The sequence below is a fragment of the Pseudomonas coleopterorum genome (assembly GCF_900105555.1).
Classification (GTDB): Bacteria; Pseudomonadota; Gammaproteobacteria; order Pseudomonadales; family Pseudomonadaceae; genus Aquipseudomonas; species Aquipseudomonas coleopterorum.
This window is the reverse complement of the sequence record NZ_FNTZ01000001.1, coordinates 3,962,583-3,988,080: the sequence shown is the minus strand read 5'-3', so window position 1 is coordinate 3,988,080 and position 25,498 is coordinate 3,962,583. Positions and strand designations below refer to the sequence as shown.

Below are 25,498 nucleotides of genomic sequence, written 5' to 3'. Positions count from 1 at the left end.
GACACCGGGCCGCCCGCCCACAACAAGACTGCCCGCAAGGGCATGTGCCCATCAGCAATTTCGAGAGACGGATGAACATCACCACATTTGCCAAACGCCTGTGCCTGCTTGTACCGCTGATCATTGCCCCTGCCGCTTGGGCGGCAGATCAGATGATGCCAGCGCCGCCGCAACTGGCTGCCAAATCCTACGTGCTGATGGAAGCTTCCAGCGGTAACGTGCTGGTTGAAAACAACGGCGACCAGCGTTTGCCGCCAGCCAGCCTGACCAAACTGATGACCGCGTACATCGCCACCCTGGAGATCCGTCGCGGCCAGATCGGCGAGAACGACCCGGTCACCGTCAGCGAAAACGCCTGGCGCACCGGCGGCTCGCGGATGTTCATCAAGGTCGGCACCCAGGTGTCGGTCAGCGACCTGCTGCACGGCATCATCATCCAGTCGGGCAACGACGCTTCGGTGGCGCTCTCCGAGCACATCGCCGGCAGCGAAGACGCCTTCGCCGACATGATGAACACCACCGCTGGCAAACTGGGCATGAGCAACAGCCACTTCATGAACCCGACCGGTCTGCCGAACCCTGAGCACTACTCCACCGCTCACGACATGGCACTGCTGGCTCGCGCCATCATCCACGAAGACCCGGCCCACTATGCGATCTACTCGCAGAAGGAGTTCTTCTGGAACAACATCAAGCAGCCCAACCGCAACCTGCTACTGTGGCGTGACAAGACCGTCGACGGTCTGAAGACCGGTCACACCGAAGAAGCCGGCTACTGCATGGTGTCCTCGGCCGTGCGCGACGGCATGCGCCTGATCGCCGTGGTGTTCGGCACCAACAGCGAGCAGGCCCGTGCAGCCGAAACCCAGAAGCTGCTGACCTACGGCTTCCGCTTCTACGAAACCCAGACCTTCTACCAGAAGGGCACCGAGCTGGCCAAAGCGCCGGTGTGGAAGGGCGACATCCGCGAGATCAAGGCCGGCCTGGCTGAAGATCTGACCATGACGCTGCCCAAGGGTCAGTTGAAGAACCTGGCTGCCAGCATGACCATCAACCCGCAGCTGACCGCGCCCATCGCCAAGGGCGATGTGATCGGCAAGGTCGAAGTGAAGAACGGTGACAAGATCGTTCAGACCTCCGATCTGATCGCGTTGGACGATGTACAGGAAGGTGGTATTTTCCGCCGCGTGTGGGATAGCGTTCGTCTATTCTTCTACGGCTTGTTCAACTGATATCGCGACCGCGCGCCCTCGCCTTGGCAACAGGCGGGGGCGTTGTTGTTTTCACGGTTTACCCGAGGCCGTCATCGTCATGACCGATACCGAAGTAAAAGAACCGAAGATCGAATTCCCCTGCGCCGACTACCCGATCAAGATCATCGGCGACACCGGTGTGGGCTTTCGCGACACGGTGGTGAAGATCGTCGAGAAGCACGCCACCGTCAATCACGACAAGAACGCCGAGCGCCAGAGCACCAACGGCAACTACACCACCCTGCAGTTGCACATCCTGGCGACCGGACAGGAACAGCTCTACAACATCAACAGTGAGCTGCGCGCCACCGGCATCGTCAAAATGGTGCTTTGATGCCGCAATGCCTGGGGTTTCGCGAACTCGGTCTGATGCCTTACGAGCCCGTCTGGCACGGGATGCAGCGGTTCACCGATCAGCGCGATGCGGACGCCGCCGATGAAGTCTGGCTGGTCCAGCATCCGGCGGTCTTCACCCAAGGCCAGGCGGGCAAGGCCGAGCACCTGCTGGTACCCGGCGAGATCCCGGTGGTGCAGGTCGACCGCGGTGGCCAGGTGACCTACCATGGCCCCGGCCAGCTGGTGGTGTACCTGCTGCTGGACGTGCGCCGGCTGGGCTACGGTGTGCGCGAGCTGGTCACGCGCATGGAACACACCCTGATCGATCTGCTGGCCTCCTATGGGGTGCCTGCCGCAGCCCGTGCGGATGCCCCCGGCGTCTACGTGGACGGCGCGAAGATCGCCTCGCTGGGCCTGCGTATCCGCCGTGGTTGTTCATTCCACGGCCTGGCGCTGAACGTCGATATGGACCTCGCGCCTTTTCGGCGGATAAATCCATGTGGATATGCCGGCCTGCCGATGACGCAGATGTGCGATCATGTCGCACCCCTTGAATTTGCCGAGGTCAGTGCAAGGCTGCGAGCGCAGCTGGTCAAGCACCTCGACTATGTTGAGCAGACGACCCTTACGGGCGGAATCGACTGATATGACTACCGCGACAGAAGCTGTGCAAACGCTGATCCCCCTGCAGAACCTCGCCGAGGGTGCGCCCAAGGCCAACGCGCCGCGGCCCAAGGTCGAGGCGGGCGTCAAGCTGCGCGGTGCCGAAAAGGTCGCGCGCATCCCGGTCAAGATCATCCCCACCGAAGAGCTGCCGAAAAAGCCCGACTGGATCCGTGTGCGCATTCCGGTGTCGCCCGAAGTCGACCGTATCAAGCAGCTGCTGCGCAAGCACAAGCTGCACAGTGTCTGCGAAGAGGCCAGCTGCCCCAACCTGGGCGAATGCTTCTCCGGGGGGACTGCGACCTTCATGATCATGGGCGACATCTGCACACGTCGCTGCCCGTTCTGCGATGTGGGCCACGGTCGCCCCAAGGCGCTGGACGCCGACGAGCCGATGAACCTCGCCGTGGCCATTGCCGATCTGCGCCTCAAGTACGTGGTGATCACCTCGGTGGACCGCGACGACCTGCGCGACGGCGGTGCCCAGCACTTCGCCGACTGCCTGCGCGAGATCCGCAAGCTGTCCCCCGGCGTGCAGTTGGAAACCCTGGTGCCCGACTACCGTGGGCGCATGGATGTGGCGCTGGCCATCACGGCGCAAGAGCCGCCGGATGTTTTCAACCACAACCTGGAAACCGTGCCGCGCCTGTACAAGGCTGCGCGTCCGGGTTCGGACTACCAGTGGTCGCTGACCCTGCTGCAGAAGTTCAAGGAGCTGGTGCCCCATGTGCCGACCAAGTCCGGCCTGATGCTGGGTTTGGGCGAAACCGACGAGGAAGTGATCGAGGTCATGCACCGCATGCGCGAGCACAACATCGACATGTTGACCCTGGGCCAGTACCTGCAGCCATCGCGCAGCCACTTGCCGGTCCAGCGCTTCGTGCACCCGGACACCTTCGCCTGGTTCGCCGAGGAAGGCTACAAGATGGGCTTCAAGAACGTCGCCTCCGGGCCGTTGGTGCGCTCCTCGTACCACGCCGACCAGCAGGCTCACGAAGCCAAGATCAAGCTCTGACATCTGCCGGCGTAGACCAGGCACCGCCTGGTCTACGCCGGACCCACGATTGCGGAGTCTTTCCCATGCAATTACCCCCACGCCTGCCTGACCACGGCACGATCGCCCTGATCGCGCCGGCCGGGCCCATTGAGCTGGACATCGAGGCAGCTTGCGCCTGGGCCCGAGCGCGCGGCTACAAGCTGCGCATCTACCCCGGTGTTGCGCTGGCCCAGGGTTACCTGGCCGGCAGCGATGAAGCCCGTCTGCAAGACCTCCACGACGCGTTTTCCGATCCTGAAGTGGATGCCATTTTCTGCTTGCGTGGTGGCTACGGCACGCCCCGTCTGCTGGACAAGATCGACTTCCCGCTACTGGCGCGCCACCCCAAGCCCTTCGTGGGCTACAGCGATATCACCGCGCTGCATGTGGCCATCGCTCGCCATGCCGGGTTCGTGACCTTCCATGGGCCGTTGTTCAAATCCGATCTGCTGACGCAGAAGCAAGTGCCTACCGAGTCTTCGTTGTGGCAGATGCTGCGCGGAGAGCTGGGGGCAGGGGACCTGTTGCGGCATCCCCCAGCGTGGCCGCTGACCACGATACTGCCTGGCCAGGCTCGAGGGCGATTGATGGGCGGCAACCTGGCGATGATCAGTGCCACGCTGGGAACGCCGTACGATCTGCCTGGCGATGACACCGTGCTGTTCATCGAGGACGTCAACGAGCCGCTGTACCGCGTGGATCGTTTCCTGACCCACCTGCGGCTGGCCGGCAAGCTGCGTGGCGTGCGGGGTGTGATCGTGGGCGATTTCGCGGGCATCGGTGTCGAGCAGATGACGCCGCTGCTGCTCGATACGTTTCAGGCCGATGGCATTCCAGTGCTGGCCGGCTGGCGCAGTGGTCATTGCGATCCGAACCTGACTTTGCCGCTGGGCGTGCAGGTCAGGCTTGACGCCACTGAGCGGCAGGTCTGGTTGGAGCAGGATGTGGTGGCCTAGGCGACGCCAAGGCCACCTCATCCTGTTACTGCTGCGCTCGCAGCGCTTCCAGCAGCTTGTGGGTCGGATAGCCGTCAGCTGGCCAGCCCAAGGTTTGCTGCGCGCTGCGGATGGCCTTGCGCGTGTTGGCGCCGATGATGCCGTCCGGAGCGCCGGCATCGTAATTGCGCGCGGTTAACCGGCTCTGCAGTTCGATGCGCTCGGTGCGTGTGAGTGGCATGTCATCTTTCGGCCAGGTGCCTTGAATGTAGCCCGAACCCTGGAAGCGCTGTGCCAGCAGGCTCACACCCAGCGCGTACGACGAGGAGTTGTTGTACTTGAGGATCGCGCGGAAATTATCGAACACCAGAAAGGCCGGGCCGCGGTAGCCGGCGGGCAGAAGCAGCGCCGCCGAGGCATTCTCGCTGCCCGCCGGGGCTGCGCCGCCGGGCATCGTCGCTACACCCAGACGCTGCCATTCGCTGACCGGCTTGCGGCTGCTGCCGTCGGCCAGGGCGTAGTCGAAGCCATCGGGCAGGCGCACTTCCAGGCCCCAGGTCTGGCCGCTCTGCCAGCCCGAGCTTTGCAGGTAGTGGGCCGTAGAGGCGAGGGCGTCGGCGGCGCTGTTCCAGATGTCGCGACGACCATCGCCGTCGAAGTCCACGGCATGGGAATTGTAGGTGGTGGGGATGAACTGGGTCTGACCCATGGCACCGGCCCACGAGCCGAGCATGCGCTCAGGTTGAATGTCGCCATTCTGCAGGATCTGCAACGCCGCCAGCAGCTGGCTTTGCGCGAACTCAGGGCGGCGGCCTTCGTAAGCCAGGGTCGCCAACGAGCGGATCACCGATTTGTCGCCCTGGATCTGACCGAAGCTGCTTTCCATGCCCCACACGGCAACCAGCACCTGGCGCTCGACGCCGTAGCGCTGCTCGATGCTCGTCAGCACGTCCGCGTACTGGTCAAGCATGGCCTGGCCACGGCGCACGCGAGTCGGGGAGATGGCGCCGTCGAGGTATTCCCACACCGGGCGGCTGAATTCAGGTTGGCTGCGATCGGCCTTGATCACGCTCATGTCGGGCGTGACGCCCTCGAAGGCGCGGTCGAACAGTTGCGCGTCGACGCCGCTGCGCAAGGCTTGCTGGCGAAAGCCCTGTTGCCATTCGGCGAATGTCTGGGTCGGCAGCACCGGCGTGTCGACACTGTTCGGCGCGGGTGCCATGGGCACCGGCAGGGAAGGCTGGACGATCGGAGCGGGCAGGGTGTCGGCGACGGTGGGTTTTTCCGCGCAGGCAACCAGCAAGGCCAGGCAGGTAGTCACGGCGAACTGGCGCATGGGCCAGCCAGAGGTACGACGAGAAGACATTCACAAGTCCAGGGCTTTCGGGGCAGAGGCAAACCTTAACATGCCAGCCGAACCTGTCGCATGGGTTTAGCCTTGTCAGCGATCAGCCTGACACGCTGCAGCGCAGCTTTGTGGGAGCGGGCTCTGCCCGCGAATGCAGCGCCTCTGTGTATCTCGCATACCGCAGCGCAGCTTTGTGGGAGCGGGCTCTGCCCGCGAATGCAGCGCCCCTGTGTATCTCGCATACCGCAGCGCAGCTTTGTGGGAGCGGGCTCTGCCCGCGAATGCAGCGACGCAATGTATCTGACACACCGCAGTGAATGCTCCATCTGCCCACCAGAATGCTGCGCTATTCGGCAGGAAGGGCCAGGCGCTGGCCCGCCATCAACAGCGATAACCGCGACAACCCCACCCACACCGAACCCGGCGCCTGGCCCTTGATCTGCGCGTCGATGCGTTGCGCATCCTGCAGCAACTGCGCCCAGCGCAGTGCCGAGTGCCGCTGCAGGGCCTTGCTCATCAGCGGTTTGCGCTTGTCCCAGACGGGCGGACGGGCCTGGCTGAAAGCCTTGTCCAACGGCACCCCTTGGCTGTACTGCTGCGACAGGCTAGCCAGCAGACGCAGCTCGCGGGCCAGGGCCCAGAGGATGACCGGCGGCTCGACACCTTCGCCGCGCAAGCCTTCGAGCATGCGCAGAGCATGTTCGGCGTGGCCATTGAGGATCGCATCGATCAGCCCGAACACGTCGAAGCGAGCACTATCGGCGACCGCCGATTGCACCGTCTCCAGCGTTATCTGGTCACCCTCGGCCAGCAACTTGAGCTTTTCGATCTCCTGCGCGGCCGCCAGCAGATTGCCCTCTACCCGCGCGGCGATCAGTTCCACCGCATCCGGTTGCGCCGCCAGCCCGGCCTGGGCCAAGCGCTGGCGGATCCACTGCGGCAACTGCTGCGCATCCACCGGCCAGATCTGCACGAACTGCGTGTGCGCACCATCCACCAGCGCCTTGCCCCATTTGGTTTTCTGCGCACTGCCATCCAGCTTGGGCAGGCTGATCAACAGCACGGTATCTTCAGCCGGCCGTGAGCAGTACTCGATCAGCGCCGCGGCGCCCTTGTCTCCCGGCTTTCCCGAAGGCAGGCGCAGTTCCAGCAGGCGTCGCTCGGCGAACAGCGACAGGCTGGCACCGGCCTGCAGCAGCGTGCCCCAATCGAAATTGCTATCGGCACTGAACACCTGACGCTCGTCGAAGCCTTGCTGACGCGCCGCGGCACGAATGGCGTCCGCCGCCTCCTGACAGAGCAGCGGATCATCGCCACTGACCACATAGACAGGCGCAAGCGGACCTTGCAGGTGTTTGCCGAGCTGGGCGGGGCTGATTTTCATGGACGCATCGACAGGACTGAACACTTCACGGGTGCGATGGCAGCGAAAAGGGCGCCTGAGCGCCCTTGTCTGCCTTACTGATTGGGGATCTGGATCGGCGACTGCTGGGGCGTCGCATCCATCACACGCTGAGCTTCGGCGGCCGCATCGGCTTCGGCCTTGGCGCGTGCGTCGGCATCTACCTGCAGCTTCTGCAACTGGGCAGGAGTGATCTGCTGCAGACGCAGCATCATGCGCTGGACCAACTCGTTGCGCATTTCACGACGCACCTGGCTGGCTTCCTGGTCCGAACCGGTCAGGTTGTTGCCGTCGTGGACATAGACCTTCTGCACTTCGATCTTGTCGTTGAGCAGGCTCAGGTTGTTCCGCCCGCGGATCTCATATTGCAGCGTTTTGCTGAGTTCGTATTCGGACGAGCGCGCCGAACCGCTGTAGCTGGCCGTACGCTGGTCATCGCGCTCGTTCACCAGGTCCAGAGTGTACGGTGCACCACTGGCCACGTTCACGCCACTGCCCTGCAATGCCTTGCGCAGTTGCACCACGGTCTGGCCGTAGGCGTCGCGAGCGGTGAGGTTGAGTTCCTTGATGGCCATCTCGTTTGTACCGGTGCCACGGAGCTGGAAACCACAGGCGCTCAGCAGGACAGCCAGGCCCATAACCAGCAGATTGCGTTTGATCATCTTGTTGCTCCCTAGAAACCTTTTTGGCTGTGGCGTGCTTGACGGGCGCCCGCAGGAGCAGGCGCCGGTCGATCAGCTGGCGACGATGTTGACCAGTTTACCCGGTACGACAATGACCTTGCGGATGGTCAGGCCGTCGGTGAAGCGCAGCACGTTTTCGTTGATGCGTGCGGCGGCTTCGATCTCCTCCCGGCTTGCGCTGGCAGGCATGTCGATCTGGCCGCGAAGCTTGCCGTTGACCTGGATGACCAACTGCAGGCTGTCCTGCACCAGAGCCGACTCGTCCAATACGGGCCAACCGGCATCGATCACCGCGTCGGCGTGGCCTAATTGCTGCCAGAGCTCGTGGCTGATGTGCGGCGTGATCGGTGCCAGCAGCAGGGTCACGGTTTCCAGACCTTCGTGCAGCAAGGCACGATCCTGAGCCGTGGCCTGCGGGGCCTTCTCCAGCACGTTCATCAACGTCATCACCTGGGCGATGGCCGTATTGAACTTGTGGTTCTGGCCCACATCCTGACTGGCCTGCTTGATCGCCAGGTGAATCGCGCGGCGAACGGCTTTCTGCTCGTCATTGAACGCGGTGACATCGAGCGGTGCATGCGAGCCCTGGCCAACGTGTGCCTGAGCCAGGCGCCAGACACGCTTGAGGAAGCGGTGCGAGCCTTCCACACCGGAATCGGACCACTCCAGGCTCATGTCCGGTGGCGAGGCGAACATCATGAACAGACGGCAGGTATCGGCACCGTACTGGTCGATCATCGATTGCGGATCGACGCCGTTGTTCTTCGACTTGGCCATCTTCTCGGTCCCGCCGATTTCCACCGGCAGACCATCGCTGATGAGCTTGGCCGATACGATCTTGGCCTTGGCATCGCGAACCAGCTCGACGTCGGCCGGGTTGAACCAGGTCTTGCTGCCGTTGGCTTCGAGACGGTAGTAGGTTTCGGCGATGACCATGCCCTGGGTGAGCAGGTTCTTGAACGGCTCGTTTGAGCTGACCAGGCCTTCGTCGCGCATCAGCTTGTGGAAGAAGCGCGCGTACAGCAGGTGCAGGATCGCGTGCTCGATACCACCGATGTACTGGTCCACCGGCAACCAGTGGTTGGCAGCGGCTGGATCGACCATGCCGCCTTCATAGTGCGGCGAAGCGTAACGGGCGAAGTACCAGGACGATTCCACGAAGGTGTCCATGGTGTCGGTTTCGCGCTTGGCCGGTGCGCCGCATTTCGGGCAGCTGCATTCGTAAAATTCCGGCATGCGTGCCAGTGGCGAGCCGGCGCCATCGGGGACCACGTCTTCGGGCAGCACGACCGGCAGTTGGTCTTCGGGGACCGGAACGTCGCCGCAGGCATCGCAGTGCACGATCGGGATCGGGCAACCCCAGTAGCGCTGGCGGCTGATGCCCCAGTCACGCAGGCGGAACTGGGTGCGCGACTTGCCCAGGTCCTTCTTGATCAAGGCCACTTCGATGGCGTCGAAAGCGCCTTCGAAATCAAGGCCGTCGAATTCGCCGGAGTTGATCAGCGGGCCGTGTTCATTGTAGGCAGCGGCCCATGGCGAAGGCGTCAGATCGCCCGCACTGGTGCGCACCACCGGCTTGATCGGCAGGTCGTACTTCAAGGCGAATTCGAAATCGCGTTCGTCGTGAGCCGGAACGGCCATGACCGCACCGTCGCCGTAGTGCATCAGCACGTAGTTGGCGACCCAGACCGGGAGCTTTTCGCCGGTGAGCGGATGCTCAACGAACAGCGCGGTCGGCATCCCGCGTTTTTCCTGGGTGGCGACGTCGGCCTCGGCCACGCTGCCGCTCTTGCACTCCTCGATGAAGGTCTGCAGCGCGGCATCGGAGCGTGCGGCCAGGGTCGCCAGCGGATGTTCCGCAGCAACGGCAACGTAGGTGGCGCCCATCAGTGTATCGGGACGCGTGGTGAACACCTTCAGCGTGCCGGCCTCACCGATCGAAGACTGATCGTAGGGGAACTGGACCTCCATGCCCTTGGACTTGCCGATCCAGTTGCGCTGCATGGTCTTGACCTGTTCAGGCCAGCCCGGCAGTTCGTCCAGGCTCTCCAGCAGCTCGTCGGCGTACGCGGTGATCTTGAAGTAGTACATCGGGATTTCGCGCTTCTCGATGAGCGCTCCCGAACGCCAGCCACGACCGTCGATGACCTGTTCGTTGGCCAGGACCGTCTGGTCGACCGGGTCCCAGTTCACGGTACCGTTCTTGCGGTAGATCACGCCTTTTTCGAACAGGCGGGTGAACAGCCATTGTTCCCAGCGATAGTAGTCGGGCTTGCAGGTGGTGACTTCGCGCGACCAGTCGATGGCCAGGCCCAGGCTCTTGAGCTGGGTCTTCATGTAGGCGATGTTTTCGTACGTCCACTTGGCCGGCGCGACGTTGTTCTTCATGGCCGCGTTTTCCGCAGGCATGCCGAAGGCGTCCCAACCCATGGGCTGCAGGACGTTCTTGCCCTGCATGCGCTGATAGCGAGCGATCACATCGCCAATGGTGTAGTTGCGCACGTGCCCCATGTGCAGTTTGCCGCTGGGGTAGGGGAACATCGACAGGCAGTAGTACGTGTCCTTGCCTGGCTGTTCACTCACTTCAAAAGACTTCTTCGCATCCCAGAACGACTGGGCGGCGGCTTCGATTTCGCGGGGCTGATAGAGTTCGTGCATGGCTACTTTGCGCTGAGAAATGGGTGACCTTATCCGGCAGCTGCTAAATAGGCTGAGCCTGTTGGCAAGGTACGATGATATTAAACGCCGTAGCATACATGACCCCCCTCTATCGAGGGAAACCTTGATTGCAGCTGCCAAGGCTCGATCAGGCGCGTGGCGCGTTCCGTTGGTCGCTGCAACCGACTGATTTTCCAGCCAGCGCTAAGCTTGGGGAGGATAGAACGTTTTTCTCTGGAGTGAGGTGAGCCAATGGTAGAGCCGCATATCGAAGCCATGCAGCCTGATGTTTACGAACGTCTCATCGACCGTCTGGGGCTGGCCCTGGACGTGGCCCGAACGGCGGTTCGCCTGCGCGATGAAAAGCCAGCGGAACTGGAGTTGCGTGGCTTGAGCCGGGCCGAGTACGAATTGATCGACGCCTACCTGCATGTCTGTGGCGAGCGCGCCTGTGCCGAGCCCTCGGCCCCCACTGTGCCGGTACGCAAGGCATCGGCCAAGGTGTATTGGCTGCACGAGCGCGACCGACGCAGGTCGTCCATTGGCAAGCATGGCCGCGGGTACTCCGGGAAACCGTGAGCGCGGTTGTTCGCCGGCGCGGCAACGCTTAGGCTTCGGGCATTTTCTGGAGATGCCCGATGTTTTCACGTTTCATCCTCAAACAAATGTTGCTGCCGCCCGGAATCTTTTTCGTCCTGTTGCTGGTCGCCTGGTGGCTGCGCCGTCGCTGGCCACGGTTGGCGGGCGCCTGCTTCGTCGCCGGATTGAGTGGACTATGGCTGATGAGTCTGCCGGTGGTGATGCAGCAGGCGGCGAGCCGGCTCGAGAGCGAGCCGGCACTGCCGGTGCAGGCGTGGAGCACCCTGGCGCAGCGCGCCGACGCCATCGTGATACTGGGAGCCGGTCGCGAGCGCGGCGACCCGGCCTGGGACGGCATCGATCAGCCGACCGGTATCGCGCTCGAACGGGTCCGCTACGCGGCCAGGCTGGCCAAGGCGTCCGGGCTTCCGGTGCTGACTTCAGGTGGCCTGCACTACGGCTCGCCGCCCAGCGAGGCGTGGATCATGGCGCAGTCCTTGCGCGACGATTTCGGCATCTCGGCGCGCTGGATGGAGGAGCGCAGCCGCACGACGTGGGAGAACGCCGAATTCAGCGCCCAGTTACTCGCCGAACATGGCATCAAGCGTGTGGTGGTGGTGACTCAAGCCTGGCACATGCAGCGCTCACGCTGGAGCTTCGAACAGCAGGGACTGCAGGTGATACCGGCACCGGTGGGCTTTCTGGGTGCCGACAATGCACGGCCGCTGGGAGGGTGGTTGCCTGAGAGCAAGGCCATCTGGCAGAACGGCCAACTGCTCAATGAGGCGGTGGGGTTGGTGGGGTACAAGATGTTTTATCGGTGATCTTGAGGGCCTCTTCGCGGGCAGAGGGCTCGCCGCCCGCCCCGCTCCCACAGGGGGACTTGTGGGAGCGGGCTCTGCCCGCGAAGAGGCCAGCACAAACACCATCAAACTTGGCCGGCAGCCCGTTTACGCACCAACGCCCACCCCAGCAACAACACACACACCACCGTCATCGGCCATGACCGCAGCTGCAGATAAGGCGTCAGACCCTGCATCGGCGTCACCTCGCCATACATCACTGCTTCCTCGAACTGCGGCACCTGGGTGGTGATGTTGCCGAACGGATCGATCAACGCAGTAATACCGTTGTTGGTGGCGCGGATCATCCAGCGGCCGGCCTCCAGCGCGCGCATCTGTGCCATCTGCAGGTGTTGCAGCGGACCTATCGAAGTACCGAACCAGGTGTCGTTGCTGATCGTCAGCAGCAAGTCGCTGCGTGCGGCCATGCTCGCGGCCAGCTCCGGATACACCACTTCGTAGCAGATGAACGGCGCGATCTGGTATCCCTTGGCCTGCAGCAATGGCTGGTCGGCCGGGCCGCGGGCGAAGTCGGACATGGGCAGGTCGAAGAACGCAATCAGGCCGCGCAGCAGATCCTGCAACGGCACGTACTCGCCGAAGGGCACCAGCTTCTGCTTGCGGTACAAGCCTTCGCCGTCACCTACCACGGTAATGCCGTTGTAGAACCGGCGCTGACCGTCTTCCACCTGGCGTATGGGCACGCCGGTGATCAGTGCCGAATGCCGGTCGCTGGCAAACCTGCCCATCATCGCCAGATAGCCTTGAGCCGAGTCCATCAGTACCGGCACTGCCGTTTCCGGCCAGACGATGAGGTCCACGGGCTTGGAAACGAAGGTTTTGTCGCGATACAGCTGCAACTGATGATCGACCGCTTCGGGGTTCCACTTGATGCTCTGGGCAATGTTGCCCTGGACCGCCGCCACGTTCAGCGGCTGGCCGGCGGGGGTCGTCCAGTTGTGGCCCTTGAATGCCTGGCCGAGGACCCACGGCGCCAGCAGCAACACCACAGCGCCCGCCAGCAATGGCTTGCGGTGGCGCAGGCGTGCAAGGTTGCACAACAGCGCCGCGGTCAAGGCGAGGGCGAAGGACACGAGCCACATGCCGCCGACTGGCGCCAGGCCGGCAAGCGGACCGTGCAACTGGCTGTAGCCGCTGTACAGCCAGGGGAAACCGGTCAAAAACCAGCCGCGGAATGCTTCCTGGCCCAACCACAGCGCGGCAAAGGCCAGAGCATCAGCCAATGGCGCATCGGTGCGCCGCAACCAGCGCGCCCACACCCAGGCGGGCAGGGCGAAGAACAGCGCGACCGCAGCGACGAAGCCAAGCATCAGCAAACCTGCCAACGCCACCGACGCGCCACCGTAGGTGTGGATGCTGACGTAGATCCAGCTGGTGCCAGCGCCGAACAGACCGAAACCGTAGCACCAGCCACGGCCCAGCGCCTGGCGCGGTTTCAGCTCGCGCAGGCCGAGGTAGAACAACGCCAGCGAAAGCAGGGCCAGCGGCCAGAGATCGAAGGGGGCCAGGAACAGCGGGGTCAACCCGCCGGCCGCCATGGCCAGCAGGTTACCGGGCCAGCCGGGGCGGGTGATCCAGCGCATTATTTTCCTTAACGAGGAGTCTGGGCAGGTGCCTCAGCGGGCGATTGGCGTAAGGCGCAGCAAGTGGATGCGGCGGCTGTCGGCGTTGAGGATGCGAAAGCGCCAGGCACCGATTTCGGTCGTCTCGTTGCGCTTGGGCAGGTGGCCGAAGGCACTCATCACCAGGCCACCGACGGTGTCGAATTCATCGTCGGAGAACTGGCTTTCGAAGAACTCGTTGAAGTTCTCGATCGGGGTCAGTGCCTTGATCAGGAAGTCACCGCTGGGCAGGGGCTTGATGTAGCTGTCTTCCTCGACGTCGTGCTCGTCCTCGATGTCGCCGACGATCTGTTCCAGCACGTCTTCGATGGTCACCAGGCCCGCCACACCGCCGTATTCGTCGATCACGATGGCCATGTGGTTATGGTTGGCGCGGAACTCGCGCAGCAACACGTTCAGACGCTTGGACTCGGGCACGAAGGTGGCCGGGCGCAGCAGATCCTTGATGTTGAAGTTCGCGTGGTCGTTCTGCAGGATCAACGGCAGCAGGTCTTTGGCCAGCAGCACGCCGATCACGTCGTCGTGGTTCTCGCCGACCACCGGATAGCGCGAGTGCGCGGCATCGATGACCGCCGGCAGAAATTCGTGCAGGGTCTGCGTGGACTTGATGCTGATCAGCTGCGAGCGCGGCACCATGATGTCGCGCACTTGCAGGTCGGCGACCTGGATGGCGCCTTCCACGATGGTCAATGCTTCGCTGTCCAGGAGCTTGTTCTGGTGCGCTTCGCGCAGCAGCTCCAGCAGTTCCTGGCGGTTCTTGGGCTCATGGGCAAAGGCCTGGGTCAGTTTACCCAACCATGACTTCTGCCCGTTGCTCGATCGATCTTCGCTCATAGCCCTTTACTCGTGATCCTTGCCAATTGCTTTGGTGGGGGTGTCGTCGACGTCTTCGTCGGCGGCATAGGGGTCCGGATGACCCAATTCTGCTAGCAACTCTCGTTCCAGCGCTTCCATTTCTTCGGCCTCATCGTCGTCGATGTGGTCGTAGCCCAGCAGGTGCAGGCAGCCGTGCATCACCAGGTGCGCCCAGTGTGCGTCCAGGGCTTTGCCCTGTTCGGCGGCCTCGCGCTCGACCACCGGCACACAGATGACCAGGTCGCCCAGCAGCGGAATGTCGAGCAGGTCGTCGGGCACGTCTGCGGGAAATGAAAGCACGTTGGTTGCGTAATCTTTGTGACGATAGGTGAGATTCAGCTCGCGGCCTTCGGTTTCATCGACCAGGCGGATGGTCATCTCCGAATCGGCGCTGCGCTGGCGCAACGCCAGTTCGCACCAGCGGCGGAACTCGGCATCGCTCGGGCCAGGCGTGGTGCTGGCCCGTTGCAGGTCAAGCTCAAGCATCGCGGCGTTTGTCCCCGGCCTCGTTGACGGTGGCGGGCTGGGCGTCGAAACGCTCGTAGGCCTCGACGATGCGCTGCACCAGCGGGTGACGAACGACGTCCTTGGGCATGAAGTGGGTGAAGCTGATGCCCGGTACGTCCTTGAGCACTTCGATGACCTGGCCCAGGCCCGACTTGGTGCCCTTGGGCAGGTCGACCTGAGTGATGTCGCCGGTGATCACCGCGGTCGAGCCGAAGCCGATGCGGGTCAGGAACATCTTCATCTGTTCCACGGTGGTGTTCTGGCTCTCATCGAGGATGATGAAGCTGTTGTTCAGCGTGCGTCCGCGCATGTAGGCCAGTGGCGCGATCTCGATGACCTGTTTTTCGATCAGCTTGGCGACGTGTTCGAAGCCGAGCATTTCATACAGGGCGTCGTACAGTGGACGCAGGTAGGGGTCGATCTTCTGGGCCAGGTCGCCGGGCAGGAACCCGAGCTTTTCGCCCGCTTCCACGGCAGGGCGCACCAGAAGAATGCGTCGAACCTGCTCGCGCTCCAGCGCATCGACGGCGGCGGCCACGGCCAGGTAGGTCTTGCCGGTACCGGCCGGACCGATGCCGAAGTTGATGTCGTTGGCCAGGATTTCCTTGACGTAGCGCTGCTGATTCAAACCGCGTGGCTTGATCATGCCCTTGCGGGTACGCAGCGCGACCGGCACTTCGCCCGAAGCCGGGTTGTCCAGCTCCTCGACGGCCGATTCCTGCAAAAAGAGGTGAACGGTGTCGGGGGACAGCTCGGTGGCCTTGGTTTCCCGGTACAGGCGGCGCAGCAGGTTTTCTGCCGAGCGCGTGTGCTGGGCGTCGCCGATCAGTTCGAACTGATTGCCACGGTTGCGAATTTCGATTTCCAGGCGCTGTTCGATCAAGCGCAGATGCTCGTCGAATTGTCCGCACAGGTTGGCGAAGCGGCGAGCCTCGAAAGGCTCGAGCAAGAAGCGATGTGGTTCGATAGGTGCGTTCAAGGTCGTATTCGGCCGCCAGACGGCAATTGAAATGAGTCCAAGGATAACCCCTGTCAGGGGCGGGGCGAAAGGGGCGAGCGGCGAATGGCGCTCGCCGCCTCCTTGTAGGAGCGGTCATCGGCCGCGAAGGCCTTACTGCGGTGCGGCAGTCAGGCCAGCAGTTCACCACGCAGGGAGTGGGGGCGGGCCTCGGCGATGTGGATGTCGACGAACTGGCCGATCAGTCGGGCATCCGAGCAGCTGAAGTTGACGATACGGTTGTTCTCGGTACGCCCCTGCAACTGGCCCGGATCCTTGCGCGAATAATCGGTGACGAGGATGCGCTGGGTGGTCCCGACCATCTGCCGGCTGATCTCGAACCCTTGCTGATTCAATCGATGCTGCAAGGCATCCAGGCGCTGTTTCTTCACCGCCTCGGGGGTGTCATCGGCCAGGTCGGCCGCCGGTGTGCCGGGCCGCTGGCTATAGATGAAGGAATACGAGAAATCCATGCCCACGTCGGCGACCAGTTTCATGGTCTGCTCGAAGTCCTTCTCGGTCTCGCCGGGAAAACCGATGATGAAGTCCGAACTGATGCAGATGTCCGGCACCGCTGCCTTGAGCTTGCGCAACTTGGACTTGTATTCCAGCACCGTGTGCCCGCGCTTCATCGCGGCCAGCACGCGGTCCGAACCGGACTGCACCGGCAGGTGCAAGTGTTTCACCAACTGCGGCACTTCGGCGTGGGCCAGGATCAGGCTGTCGGAAAACTCCAGCGGGTGCGAAGTGGTGTAGCGGATGCGCTCGATCCCGTCGATCTGGGCGACCACGCGGATCAGCTCGGCCAGATCGGCCAGGCGACCGTCGTGGGTCTGGCCTCGGTAGCCGTTGACGTTCTGGCCCAGCAGGGTGACTTCGCGCACGCCGTTGTCGGCCAGGTGCATGACCTCGGCCAGAACGTCGTCGAAAGGCCGGCTGACCTCTTCGCCACGGGTATAGGGCACCACGCAGAACGTGCAGTATTTGCTGCAGCCTTCCATCACCGATACGTAGGCGGTCGGTCCGTCGATACGCGGTTCGGGCAGGTGGTCGAACTTCTCGATCTCGGGGAAGGAAATATCCACCTGTGGCAGGCGGGTGATGCGCGCTGCGTCGATCATCTCGGGCAGGCGGTGCAGGGTCTGCGGGCCGAACACCACGTCGACGTAGGGCGCGCGGTCGCGGATGGCCTCGCCTTCCTGGCTGGCCACGCAGCCGCCCACGGCGATGACCATTTCCGGCTTGGCCAGCTTGAGCTCGCGCCAGCGACCCAACTGCGAATAGACGCGGTCCTGGGCACGCTCGCGAATCGAGCAGGTGTTGAGCAGGATCACATCGGCGTCTTCGGCGCGGGCCGTGACTTCCAGGGCTTGATGTTCACCCAGCAGGTCGACCATGCGCGAGCTGTCGTACTCGTTCATCTGGCAGCCGTGGGTTTCGATGTAAAGCTTCTTGGCCATTAGGTGATCATCAAGTGGTTCAAAGAACCGCGCATTATAGTGCCCGTGGTCGGTGGTTCCTAGCATTGCCTGTCGGGCGGCTATGCTATAGTTTTCGCCCTCTTTCAAGCTCACGACCTTGTATCTGCCGACGATGACCAAACGCGAAGCTCCAATCTACAAAGTGATTTTCCTCAATCAGGGCCAGGTATTCGAGATGTACGCCAAGCAGATCTACCAGAGCGATCTGTGGGGGTTTCTGGAGGTCGAGGAATTTGTCTTTGGCGAGCGCACCACCGTGGTCGTCGACCCCAGCGAAGAAAAGCTCAAGGCGCAGTTCGAAGGCGTGACGCGCAGCTTCGTGCCGATGCATTCGATCGTGCGGATCGATGAGGTCGAGCGTCTCGGTACGCCGAAGATAAGCGAGGCGCGCATGACCGGCAACGTGATGCCCTTCCCTATGCCGATGCCCGACGAGTAACCGTTCGCCGGACAGCGACCGTGCTCAGGGTAGGGGGGCGAAGGGCGAGCGGCTGCCGCCGTCGGCGGTCTGCAGTTCGAGCAGGTATTTGCGGAAAATCTGCCCCAGCACCTGGGTGGCCACTTCGAGGTCTTCGCGGCGCATCTGCCCGGACACCTCGTCGGCCACGTCCAGCGCATCCTCGGCGCCGTTGACCGCGGCCATCTTCAACACGATGTAGGCCTGGATGTTGTTGGCCGCCACGCCCTCACCCTTGAAGAACATGGTCCCCAGGTGATACTGCGCTTCGGCATGGCCTTGCAGGGAAGCCTGTTCGAAATAGCTGAGGGCCTGATTGAGGTCGCGCTCGGTGCGCGTGCCGTCGTAGTAGAACTGACCCAGCTCGAATTGCGCCTGTGCATCGCCATCCTTTGCGGCCTGCTGACAGGCAGCCAGCGCTGCGGGCAAGGCCTGGGCAGAAGTATTGAGGGTGCAGCGACCCACCGCCGGGATCAACAACGAATTGCCGCCTGCGGTAGCCATTAGCGGCTGAAGAAGCAACAGGCAGCCCAATGCAAGGGCGCGGCCGGTGCGGTTCATGGGGATCGACTTACCTCTGCGGAATGCGGGCGGACCCGACGTGTAAACGTGGCGGGTGCTGCATTATGAAATAAGCGGGGGGGCGGTTACAAAGTCTTTACTCGTTTTTCTGCGATATCGTCCAGATGGCAAGACTTCACAGGCACGGCCGGCCGATCGCAGGAGCGGCCGATGACCGCTCCTGCAGGGGGCGAAGAAAACCTACTTCAATGCGGCGAAGGCTTTTTCGGCAGCATCCAGGGTGATCTTCAGTTCCGCATCACCGTGGGCGATGGAGGTGAAGCCTGCTTCGAACGCGCTCGGCGCCAGGTACACGCCGCCGTCGAGCATCAAATGGAAGAAGCGCTTGAAGCGCTCGGCATCGCTGCTCATGACGTCTTCGAAGGTGACGATGTCGTCGGCGCCGCTGAAGTACAAGCCGAACATGCCGCCCGCCTGGGTAGTCACGAAAGGGCTACCTGCGGCATCGGCTCGCTGCTGCAGGCCATCGAGCAAGCGGGCGGTGTAGTCGCTCAGCTCGTCATGGAAGCCCGGACGGCTGATCAGGTTAAGGGTGGTCAGGCCGGCGGCCATGGCCAAGGGATTGCCCGACAGCGTGCCAGCCTGGTAGACCGGGCCCAGCGGCGCAATGTGCGACATGATCTCGCGCTTGCCGCCGAAGCAACCCACGGGCATGCCGCCACCGATGATCTTGCCGAACGTGCTCAGGTCCGGCGTGACGCCGTAGTACGCCTGGGCACCGCCCAGGGCCACGCGGAAACCGGTCATCACTTCGTCGAAGATCAGCACCACGCCGTACTGGTCGCACAGGCGACGCAGCCCTTCCAGAAAACCGGGTGCCGGCGGTACGCAGTTCATGTTGCCCGCCACGGGTTCGACGATGATGCAGGCCACTTCATCGGCGACTTCGGCCAGCATCTGCTCCACTGCAGCAATGTCGTTGAACGGCAGGGTCAGGGTGTGTTTGGCGAATGCCGCCGGCACGCCGGGTGAGCTGGGCACACCGAGGGTGAGGGCGCCGGAGCCGGCCTTGACCAGCAGGCTGTCGGAGTGGCCGTGGTAGCACCCTTCGAACTTGATGATGCTGTCGCGACCGGTGAAACCACGGGCCAGACGAATGGCGCTCATGGTCGCCTCGGTGCCCGAGCTGACCATGCGCACCATTTCCATGGACGGCACGATGGCGCAGACCAGGTCGGCCATCTGGGTTTCCATTTCGGTCGGCGCGCCGTATGACAAACCATGTTCGAGCTGCTTGCGCACGGCGTCGAGCACGTCCGGATGGCTGTGACCCAGAATCATCGGCCCCCAGGAACCGACGTAGTCCACGTAGCGCTTGTCGTCTTCGTCGGTGACATAGGCACCGGCAGCGTGCTTGAAGAACAGCGGCGTGCCGCCGACGCTCTTGAAGGCACGCACGGGCGAGTTGACGCCGCCGGGGATGTGCTTCTGGGCATTGGCGAACAGGGTTTCGGAACGGGACATAAATGAGCTCTCTTGCATCAGGCGGTTTCGAACAACGCGTTCAGGGCGCGGGCGCGGCGGGTGACTTCCTGGGCCGTGTCGGCGCCGAACAGCGCATGCACCACGGCCAGCAGGTCGGCACCGCAGGCCACCAGCGGCGCAGCGTTGTCCAGGGTGATGCCGCCAATGACGGCAATCGGCAATTTCAATTCGGCCCGCGCTTGGCCCAACAGTTCAATGCTGGCAGGCGATGCATCGGGCTTGGTCTGGGAGGCGAAGAAGCGGCCAAAGGCGACGTAGCTCGCCCCTTCGCGGGCCGCCTGGCGCGCCAGGTCGAGGTTGGCATGGCAGGTGCTGCCGATGATCGCCTTGCGCCCCAGCAGGGCGCGGGCCGGAGTCAACGGGCCATCGGTCTGGCCCAAGTGCACGCCGACGTTGAGCCGTGCGGCCAGTTCGGCGTCGTCGTTGATGATCAGGTGCGCCTTGTAGCGCTCGCACAGCTGACGCAGTTTTTCCGCTTCGCGCAGGCGACGGGCTTCGTCGTTGCTCTTGTCACGGTACTGCAGCAGCGTGATGCCGCCATCCAGGGCGGCCTCGACGTACTTGAGGAACTTGCCGGCCAACAGCTGGCTGTCGGTGATGGCGTAGACGCCACGTAAGTTCATCGCTTGGGCCTCGGGCAGGGGGCGGAGATTTGGCTCAAGAGCAGAAATCCAGGGGTAGGCGACGGGGCACGAATTGCCCGTGGCCCAGTTGCTCGGCGTCGCGCAGGGTGCGCCAGGTGTAGTCGAGCGCCGACTGCACGGCGCTTTCCAGGCCTTCGCCCAGTGCCAGGCGACCGGCCAGGGCACTGGCCAGGGTGCACCCGGAGCCGTGGTAGCTGCCGGGCAGGCGCTGGCAGGTGAAAGTGCGACGGCTGCCGTCGCGGCTGTACAGACGGTTGTGCACTTCGTGCTCGTCGCCGTGACCACCGGTGATCAGCAGGTGCTTGCAGAACGGCAGCAGTTTTTGCGCGCATTCGTCGGCGCTGCCCTCGGGCAGGTCGGCGAGGATGCGTGCCTCGGGCAGGTTCGGCGTGGCGATGGTGGCCAGCGGCAGCAGCCGCTCGCGCATCGCATAGCCGACCTCGTCCTTGCCCAGGCTGCCGCCACCGCCGGCGCGCAACACCGGGTCGCAGACCATCGGCAGATGAGGGTGGGCCGACAACAGCTCGACCACGGTCGCGACCATGTCCACCGAGCCAAGCATGCCCAGCTTGACCGCCGCCACCGGCGAATCGCTGAGCACGGCATTGGCCTGGGCCAGGATCCATTCGCGATCGAGCACACGGAAGTCGCTGACGTTGACGGTGTTCTGCACGGTCAGCGCGGTAACCGTCGGCGCGGCATGGCAGCCCTGGGCAAGCAGGGCTTCGATATCTGCCTGCAGGCCGGCGCCGCCACTGGGGTCGTGGCCGGAGAGACAGAGGACAACGGGGCGGGAACTATAGATATTCATGGTGCGCGAGCTTATCACGGCGCACGGCGTTGTAGCAGGGCCGCAAGCGCTGGGCAGGGTGCCCCGATGACGGGTTCGATGGACAGGGTTCGCGCTTTGTACGGTGCCTCTGTATCATATTGACATTACACTCTGACAGGTTCCGAAAGCAGCGGCCCAGAGCCGACTGAGGGAACATTGCGCACCGCCCGTCGTGCACGCAGACGCTGTGCTAGAGTCATTCGATATCGATAACAGGCTGTGCCGATTGCATCGAACCAAAGGGAATGGGGGCTTCCCGATGCGATCAGGTGTGCCACGCTGGGGCTGTATGCGCTATTTGCTTATCCTGATCATGGCCTTGCTGCCCATGCTGGCCTGTGCAGTCGACTTCGACGAGACCACGCGCAGCCTTGCGCTCGGCCGCTCGATGCAGGTCTACGAAGACGTGGCCGGCGATGCGACCATCGAGCAGATCACCCGCGACCTGGCCCCGGCCTTCCACCAGCACCATGCCGACGTGCTCAATGCGGGCTATTCGAAGTCGGTGTTCTGGCTGCGTATCGATCTGCGCTATGTGCCGCGTGCCGACAGATCACCCCATAGCTGGCTGCTGGAGCTGGCGTATCCGCCGATGGATCACCTGGAGCTGTACCTGCCCGATGCCGCCGGCCAGTACCACCTGGTGCAGCGAACCGGCGATGCGTTGCCGTACGACAGCCGGCAGATCAAGCAGAACAACTACCTGTTCGAAGTGCCTTTCCAGCCCGATGAAGCCAAGACGGTGTACCTGCGCTTGCACAGCCAGGGTTCGGTCCAGGCGCCGGTAAGCCTGTGGTCGGCCAATGCCTACCTGGAGGCGCAGCCTTCACGGCTGTACGTGCTCGGGCTGATCTACGGCGTGCTGCTGGGCATGCTGGTGTACAACCTGTTCATCTTCCTCAGCGTGCGCGACCGCAGCTATCTCTACTACATCGTCTATATCGCCTCATTCGGGCTTTACCAGGTGTCGGTGAACGGCGCCGGGGTCGAGTATTTCTGGCCGAACAACCCGTGGTGGGCCAACGCTGCCACGCCGTTCTTCATCGGCGCGGCCGGGTTCTTCGGCTGCCTGTTCTCGCGCAGTTTTCTACAGACCGCCCGCCACAGTCGTTGGATGGATCGGCTGCTGATCGGCCTGATGGTGTACGGCGCCGTGGTCATGGCGCTGTCGCTGTCGACCAGCTACGCCTTGGCGTTGCGTCTGGCCACGGCGCTGGCGTTGTGTTTCACCGTAGTGATCTTCACCGCCGGTATCGTCGCCTGGTTGCGCGGCATGCGCCTGGCGCGCTATTTCATCATCGCCTGGAGCGCGTTCCTGCTGGGCGGCATCGTGAACACGCTGATGGTGCTGGGCTATCTGCCCAACGTGTTCATCACCATGTACGCCAGTCAGATCGGCTCGGCGCTGGAGGTCGGTCTGCTGTCGCTTGCGCTGGCCGACCGCATCAACGTGCTGCGCGACCAGCAGGCGCAGACGCTCAAGGAAGCCGGCCTCAAGCTTGAACTGGCGAACCAGGAGCTGGCGGCGAGCAACCGCTTGAAGGATGAGTTCCTGGCCACTGTCACCCACGAACTGCGCACGCCGATGAATGGCGTGATCGGCTCGCTGGAACTGATGCAGACCGTACCCATGGGGCCGGAGCTGGCCCAGTATCAACACACTGCGGCAGGCTCGGCGCGGGACATGATGCGCATGGTCGACGACATTCTGATCCTGACCGAACTGCAGGCCGGGCGGCTCTATCCGCGCAACGAACCGTTCAGCCTGCAGGCGCTGCTCGACAGCATGCAGATGCAGTTCAGCCGCCAAGCCCATGCCAAGGGGCTGGCGTTCACCGTCGAGCGCGCCGCGGGATTGCCCGATCGTCTGCGGGGAGACGTCAAGAAGCTCGCGCTGTGCCTGGCCTGCCTGATCGACAACGGCATCAAGTTCACCCGCGAAGGCAGCGTCAACGTGCGGGTCAGCGGCGGCGAGCCGCAGGACGATCACCTGCAGCTCATCTTCAAGGTCAGCGACAGCGGCATCGGCTTCACGCATCGTGACGAAGAGACGCTCTATCAGCGCTTCTACCAACTCGATGGTTCCATGACCCGCGAATACGGCGGGCTGGGCATCGGTCTGGCGATCTGTCGGCAGTTGGCCGAGCTGGTGGGTGGTCAGCTTCATCACCAGTCCGAGCCCGGACGCGGCAGCTGTTTCGAATTCAGCGTGCGTCTGGGGGTGGTCGAAGCCCATCCGGGCCGTGCCTTGAGCACCAATGCCGGTGCCTTCGGTACCCAGCGCGCCGCCCACGAATGCACCGTGTTGCTGGTGGACGACAACAGCGTCGACCAGTTGGTCGTTCGCGGCATGCTGCTCAAGCTCGGCTATCGGGTGCGGACTGCCGAGGACGGTTCGGGCGCATTGGCCCTGCTGGCGCGCGAGCGGTTCGATGCGGTGCTGATGGAGTGCAGCCTGCCGACCCAGAGCGCCCTGCAGACCACCCGTGCGCTGCGCAGCCTGCCAGGGTGCGAGCGGCTGCCGGTGCTGGCGATCACCGATGTCGGCCAGCAGGGGCAGCGCGAGCGTTGCCTGGAGGCAGGTGTGTCGGTGTGTCTGGCGCGTCCGGTGCGCTTCGAAGAACTGCAGGCGCTGTTGCATGGCTGCGTCCTCGCACAGCCCAAGCCCCTCTCGCCGCTGGCTGCGGACGCTCCGCCCGGAGCAGCCCCGGCATAATCCGGGACGCGTCACGGGGGTGCCTTTCGTCGGCATTGCAGGCAAGATGCAAGACTGCCAGATCAGCCAGGACATGCCCCATGAGTAATGCCCCAGACTTCGTAGTTGTAGAAACCGCCGAACAAGCCGTGGATCGGCTGGCGGAGCTGCACGAACGGGCCACCCGCGCCCTGAGCCAGGCACTCAAGCGCTACCTCAAGGATCGCAGCGAGCCGGATGCGGCCGAACGTGACCTGTTCCGCTACCCCGAACTGCGCCTGACCTACGCCTACAACGGCGAATTGCCGGCCATCACCCGCGCCTACGCCAAGGTCAACCTGCCTGGCGTCTATTCGGTGACCGTGACCCAGCCTGCGGCCTTCCGCGGCTATCTGCTGGACCAGTTGCGGCCCTTGATGCGCGACTTCGCGGTGACCATCGAAGTCGGTGTCAGCGAACAGAACATCCCTTACCCCTACGTCGTCGACCAGGGCGACGAGCTGGCCGGCAGCGGTGTGACCGCCGCAGCGCTGGCGCGAGTGTTCCCCAGCACCGACCTGTCCGCCGCCACCGACGGTATTGCCGACGGCCTGTACGACTGGGCCACGGCCGATCCGCTGCCGCTGGCGCTGTTCGATGCTGCGCGGGTGGATTTCTCCCTGCGCCGTTTGATCCACTACACCGGTAGCGACTGGAAGCATGTGCAGCCCTGGATCCTGCTGACCAACTATCACCGCTACGTCGACCAGTTCGTCACCCACGGTCTGGAGCAGCTGCGCAACGACCCACGCTTCGTGCGCCTGGTGATGCCGGGCAACGTGATCATCGAAAAGAGCATGGACAACGGTGAGGCCCAGGCGCTGGTGGCCAGCGTGGTCTGGCACCGCTACCAGATGCCGGCCTACCACCTGATCGCCGAGGATGGCGATGGCGTGACCCTGGTGAACATCGGCGTCGGCCCCTCGAATGCCAAGAACATCACCGACCACCTGGCCGTGCTGCGCCCGCATTGCTGGTTGATGATCGGCCACTGCGGTGGCCTGCGTCAGTCGCAGACCATCGGCGACTACGTCCTGGCCCACGCGTACATGCGCCAGGACGGGATTCTCGATCGGGTCCTGCCGCCCAACATCCCCATCCCGGCCCTGGCCGAAGTGCAGCTGGCCTTGCAGGAAGCGGCGGCGCAAGTCACCGGCGAGCGCGGCGACGACCTCAAGAAGCGTCTGCGCACCGGCACCGTGCTGACCTACGACGACCGCAACTGGGAACTGCGCTGGGCTCAGGAGCGGCCGCTGATCAACCTGTCGCGCGCCGTCGCGGTGGACATGGAAAGCGGCACCATCGCCGCACAGGGCTATCGCCTGCGGGTGCCCTACGGCACCTTGCTATGCGTGTCCGACAAGCCGCTGCACAGCGAGATCAAGCTGCCGGGATCGGCCAACGCGTTCTACAATCGCGCGGTCAGCCAGCACCTGAACATTGGTATCGCTGCCTTGAACCTGCTGCGCAGTCAGCTCAATTCGCTGCACTCGCGCAAGCTGCGCAGTTTCGACGAGCCGCCGTTCCGCTGACAGGTTTGCCGTGG

The 25,498-nt window shown here is 63.5% G+C and carries 23 protein-coding genes; 10 read left to right on the top strand and 13 right to left on the bottom strand.

From position 1 onward, the window contains the following. The first annotated feature begins 71 nt into the window (after positions 1–71). From BLV18_RS17940 to BLV18_RS17920, 5 genes are all read left to right on the top strand, one after another. Positions 72–1,232 carry a D-alanyl-D-alanine carboxypeptidase family protein gene (locus tag BLV18_RS17940; RefSeq protein WP_049860842.1) on the top strand — a complete coding sequence of 387 codons (1,161 nt, stop codon included), beginning with the start codon at positions 72–74 and terminating at the stop codon, positions 1,230–1,232. Between the two features lie 79 nt (positions 1,233–1,311). Further along, positions 1,312–1,587: a DUF493 domain-containing protein gene (locus tag BLV18_RS17935; protein ID WP_049860843.1), complete on the top strand. Its 276-nt coding sequence runs from the start codon at positions 1,312–1,314 to the stop codon at positions 1,585–1,587. Beyond that, positions 1,587–2,234, top strand: coding sequence for a lipoyl(octanoyl) transferase LipB (gene lipB / locus BLV18_RS17930; RefSeq protein WP_090360557.1), 648 nt, complete (start codon positions 1,587–1,589; stop codon positions 2,232–2,234). The genes BLV18_RS17935 and lipB overlap by 1 nt, the downstream gene beginning before the upstream one ends. A gap of 1 nt (position 2,235) precedes the next feature. Further along, a complete protein-coding gene (gene lipA / locus BLV18_RS17925; RefSeq protein ID WP_049860845.1) occupies positions 2,236–3,267 on the top strand; it encodes a lipoyl synthase in 1,032 nt (343 codons plus the stop codon). Between the two features lie 65 nt (positions 3,268–3,332). After that, a complete protein-coding gene (locus tag BLV18_RS17920) occupies positions 3,333–4,244 on the top strand; it encodes a S66 peptidase family protein (protein WP_090360555.1) in 912 nt (303 codons plus the stop codon). 25 nt (positions 4,245–4,269) lie between these two features. Here BLV18_RS17920 and BLV18_RS17915 read toward each other — a convergent pair whose 3' ends face one another. The 4 genes from BLV18_RS17915 to leuS all read right to left on the bottom strand — a co-directional run bounded on the left by BLV18_RS17915 (position 4,270) and on the right by leuS (position 10,314). Then, positions 4,270–5,589 (bottom strand): lytic murein transglycosylase, encoded by a 1,320-nt coding sequence (locus BLV18_RS17915; RefSeq protein ID WP_090360552.1) that lies wholly within the window; start codon positions 5,587–5,589, stop codon positions 4,270–4,272. A 328-nt stretch (positions 5,590–5,917) separates the two neighbouring features. Then, positions 5,918–6,955: a DNA polymerase III subunit delta gene (gene holA, locus BLV18_RS17910; protein WP_090360549.1), complete on the bottom strand. Its 1,038-nt coding sequence runs from the start codon at positions 6,953–6,955 to the stop codon at positions 5,918–5,920. Positions 6,956–7,029: 74 nt separating this feature from the next. Further along, on the bottom strand, positions 7,030–7,635 hold the full coding sequence (locus tag BLV18_RS17905) for an LPS-assembly lipoprotein LptE (RefSeq protein ID WP_090360548.1): 606 nt from the start codon (positions 7,633–7,635) through the stop codon (positions 7,030–7,032). Between the two features lie 72 nt (positions 7,636–7,707). Further along, positions 7,708–10,314 carry a leucine--tRNA ligase gene (gene leuS, locus BLV18_RS17900; protein ID WP_090360546.1) on the bottom strand — a complete coding sequence of 869 codons (2,607 nt, stop codon included), beginning with the start codon at positions 10,312–10,314 and terminating at the stop codon, positions 7,708–7,710. Positions 10,315–10,566: 252 nt separating this feature from the next. Between leuS and BLV18_RS17895 the strand changes: the two genes are divergently transcribed. Beyond that, on the top strand, positions 10,567–10,893 hold the full coding sequence (locus BLV18_RS17895; RefSeq protein WP_090360544.1) for a hypothetical protein: 327 nt from the start codon (positions 10,567–10,569) through the stop codon (positions 10,891–10,893). Positions 10,894–10,952: 59 nt separating this feature from the next. After that, positions 10,953–11,717, top strand: a complete 765-nt coding sequence (locus BLV18_RS17890) for a YdcF family protein (RefSeq protein WP_090360542.1) — start codon at positions 10,953–10,955, stop codon at positions 11,715–11,717. 104 nt (positions 11,718–11,821) lie between these two features. On the opposite strand, the gene lnt is transcribed toward BLV18_RS17890, so the two are convergent. The 5 genes from lnt to miaB form a co-directional block, all read right to left on the bottom strand. Further along, entirely contained in the window at positions 11,822–13,339 is a 1,518-nt protein-coding gene (gene lnt, locus BLV18_RS17885) for an apolipoprotein N-acyltransferase (protein ID WP_090360539.1), read from the bottom strand. A 33-nt stretch (positions 13,340–13,372) separates the two neighbouring features. After that, on the bottom strand, positions 13,373–14,212 hold the full coding sequence (locus BLV18_RS17880; protein WP_090360537.1) for a CorC family transporter: 840 nt from the start codon (positions 14,210–14,212) through the stop codon (positions 13,373–13,375). A gap of 6 nt (positions 14,213–14,218) precedes the next feature. Next, a complete protein-coding gene (ybeY, locus tag BLV18_RS17875) occupies positions 14,219–14,719 on the bottom strand; it encodes an rRNA maturation RNase YbeY (RefSeq protein ID WP_090360534.1) in 501 nt (166 codons plus the stop codon). Then, entirely contained in the window at positions 14,712–15,719 is a 1,008-nt protein-coding gene (locus BLV18_RS17870) for a PhoH family protein (RefSeq protein ID WP_090360532.1), read from the bottom strand. The genes ybeY and BLV18_RS17870 overlap by 8 nt, the downstream gene beginning before the upstream one ends. Before the next feature lie 149 nt (positions 15,720–15,868). Next, positions 15,869–17,197: a tRNA (N6-isopentenyl adenosine(37)-C2)-methylthiotransferase MiaB gene (gene miaB, locus BLV18_RS17865; RefSeq protein WP_090360529.1), complete on the bottom strand. Its 1,329-nt coding sequence runs from the start codon at positions 17,195–17,197 to the stop codon at positions 15,869–15,871. A gap of 133 nt (positions 17,198–17,330) precedes the next feature. Between miaB and BLV18_RS17860 the strand changes: the two genes are divergently transcribed. Beyond that, positions 17,331–17,657: a DUF1820 family protein gene (locus BLV18_RS17860; protein ID WP_090360526.1), complete on the top strand. Its 327-nt coding sequence runs from the start codon at positions 17,331–17,333 to the stop codon at positions 17,655–17,657. A 24-nt stretch (positions 17,658–17,681) separates the two neighbouring features. Here BLV18_RS17860 and BLV18_RS17855 read toward each other — a convergent pair whose 3' ends face one another. The 4 genes from BLV18_RS17855 to BLV18_RS17840 all read right to left on the bottom strand — a co-directional run bounded on the left by BLV18_RS17855 (position 17,682) and on the right by BLV18_RS17840 (position 21,197). Continuing rightward, positions 17,682–18,236 carry a tetratricopeptide repeat protein gene (locus tag BLV18_RS17855; protein ID WP_049860857.1) on the bottom strand — a complete coding sequence of 185 codons (555 nt, stop codon included), beginning with the start codon at positions 18,234–18,236 and terminating at the stop codon, positions 17,682–17,684. Positions 18,237–18,437: 201 nt separating this feature from the next. Further along, positions 18,438–19,721: a glutamate-1-semialdehyde 2,1-aminomutase gene (gene hemL, locus BLV18_RS17850; protein ID WP_090360523.1), complete on the bottom strand. Its 1,284-nt coding sequence runs from the start codon at positions 19,719–19,721 to the stop codon at positions 18,438–18,440. Between the two features lie 17 nt (positions 19,722–19,738). Further along, complete coding sequence (gene thiE / locus BLV18_RS17845; protein ID WP_090360520.1) at positions 19,739–20,365, bottom strand: thiamine phosphate synthase; 627 nt, start codon at positions 20,363–20,365, stop codon at positions 19,739–19,741. A 34-nt stretch (positions 20,366–20,399) separates the two neighbouring features. Beyond that, positions 20,400–21,197 (bottom strand): hydroxymethylpyrimidine/phosphomethylpyrimidine kinase, encoded by a 798-nt coding sequence (locus tag BLV18_RS17840; RefSeq protein WP_049860860.1) that lies wholly within the window; start codon positions 21,195–21,197, stop codon positions 20,400–20,402. A gap of 310 nt (positions 21,198–21,507) precedes the next feature. Between BLV18_RS17840 and BLV18_RS17835 the strand changes: the two genes are divergently transcribed. After that, positions 21,508–23,934 (top strand): hybrid sensor histidine kinase/response regulator, encoded by a 2,427-nt coding sequence (locus BLV18_RS17835; RefSeq protein WP_090360516.1) that lies wholly within the window; start codon positions 21,508–21,510, stop codon positions 23,932–23,934. Between the two features lie 80 nt (positions 23,935–24,014). Next, positions 24,015–25,484 (top strand): AMP nucleosidase, encoded by a 1,470-nt coding sequence (amn, locus tag BLV18_RS17830; protein WP_049860862.1) that lies wholly within the window; start codon positions 24,015–24,017, stop codon positions 25,482–25,484. Positions 25,485–25,498: the final 14 nt, after the last annotated feature.

Coding starts and splice junctions, on each gene's coding strand:
- BLV18_RS17940 (WP_049860842.1), top strand. CDS start 72: ATGAACATCACCACATTTGCCAAACGCCTGTGCCTGCTTGTACCGCTG.
- BLV18_RS17935 (WP_049860843.1), top strand. CDS start 1,312: ATGACCGATACCGAAGTAAAAGAACCGAAGATCGAATTCCCCTGCGCC.
- lipB (WP_090360557.1), top strand. CDS start 1,587: ATGCCGCAATGCCTGGGGTTTCGCGAACTCGGTCTGATGCCTTACGAG.
- lipA (WP_049860845.1), top strand. CDS start 2,236: ATGACTACCGCGACAGAAGCTGTGCAAACGCTGATCCCCCTGCAGAAC.
- BLV18_RS17920 (WP_090360555.1), top strand. CDS start 3,333: ATGCAATTACCCCCACGCCTGCCTGACCACGGCACGATCGCCCTGATC.
- BLV18_RS17915 (WP_090360552.1), bottom strand. CDS start 5,589: ATGTCTTCTCGTCGTACCTCTGGCTGGCCCATGCGCCAGTTCGCCGTG.
- holA (WP_090360549.1), bottom strand. CDS start 6,955: ATGAAAATCAGCCCCGCCCAGCTCGGCAAACACCTGCAAGGTCCGCTT.
- BLV18_RS17905 (WP_090360548.1), bottom strand. CDS start 7,635: ATGATCAAACGCAATCTGCTGGTTATGGGCCTGGCTGTCCTGCTGAGC.
- leuS (WP_090360546.1), bottom strand. CDS start 10,314: ATGCACGAACTCTATCAGCCCCGCGAAATCGAAGCCGCCGCCCAGTCG.
- BLV18_RS17895 (WP_090360544.1), top strand. CDS start 10,567: ATGGTAGAGCCGCATATCGAAGCCATGCAGCCTGATGTTTACGAACGT.
- BLV18_RS17890 (WP_090360542.1), top strand. CDS start 10,953: ATGTTTTCACGTTTCATCCTCAAACAAATGTTGCTGCCGCCCGGAATC.
- lnt (WP_090360539.1), bottom strand. CDS start 13,339: ATGCGCTGGATCACCCGCCCCGGCTGGCCCGGTAACCTGCTGGCCATG.
- BLV18_RS17880 (WP_090360537.1), bottom strand. CDS start 14,212: ATGAGCGAAGATCGATCGAGCAACGGGCAGAAGTCATGGTTGGGTAAA.
- ybeY (WP_090360534.1), bottom strand. CDS start 14,719: ATGCTTGAGCTTGACCTGCAACGGGCCAGCACCACGCCTGGCCCGAGC.
- miaB (WP_090360529.1), bottom strand. CDS start 17,197: ATGGCCAAGAAGCTTTACATCGAAACCCACGGCTGCCAGATGAACGAG.
- BLV18_RS17860 (WP_090360526.1), top strand. CDS start 17,331: ATGACCAAACGCGAAGCTCCAATCTACAAAGTGATTTTCCTCAATCAG.
- BLV18_RS17855 (WP_049860857.1), bottom strand. CDS start 18,236: ATGAACCGCACCGGCCGCGCCCTTGCATTGGGCTGCCTGTTGCTTCTT.
- hemL (WP_090360523.1), bottom strand. CDS start 19,721: ATGTCCCGTTCCGAAACCCTGTTCGCCAATGCCCAGAAGCACATCCCC.
- thiE (WP_090360520.1), bottom strand. CDS start 20,365: ATGAACTTACGTGGCGTCTACGCCATCACCGACAGCCAGCTGTTGGCC.
- BLV18_RS17840 (WP_049860860.1), bottom strand. CDS start 21,197: ATGAATATCTATAGTTCCCGCCCCGTTGTCCTCTGTCTCTCCGGCCAC.
- BLV18_RS17835 (WP_090360516.1), top strand. CDS start 21,508: ATGCGCTATTTGCTTATCCTGATCATGGCCTTGCTGCCCATGCTGGCC.
- amn (WP_049860862.1), top strand. CDS start 24,015: ATGAGTAATGCCCCAGACTTCGTAGTTGTAGAAACCGCCGAACAAGCC.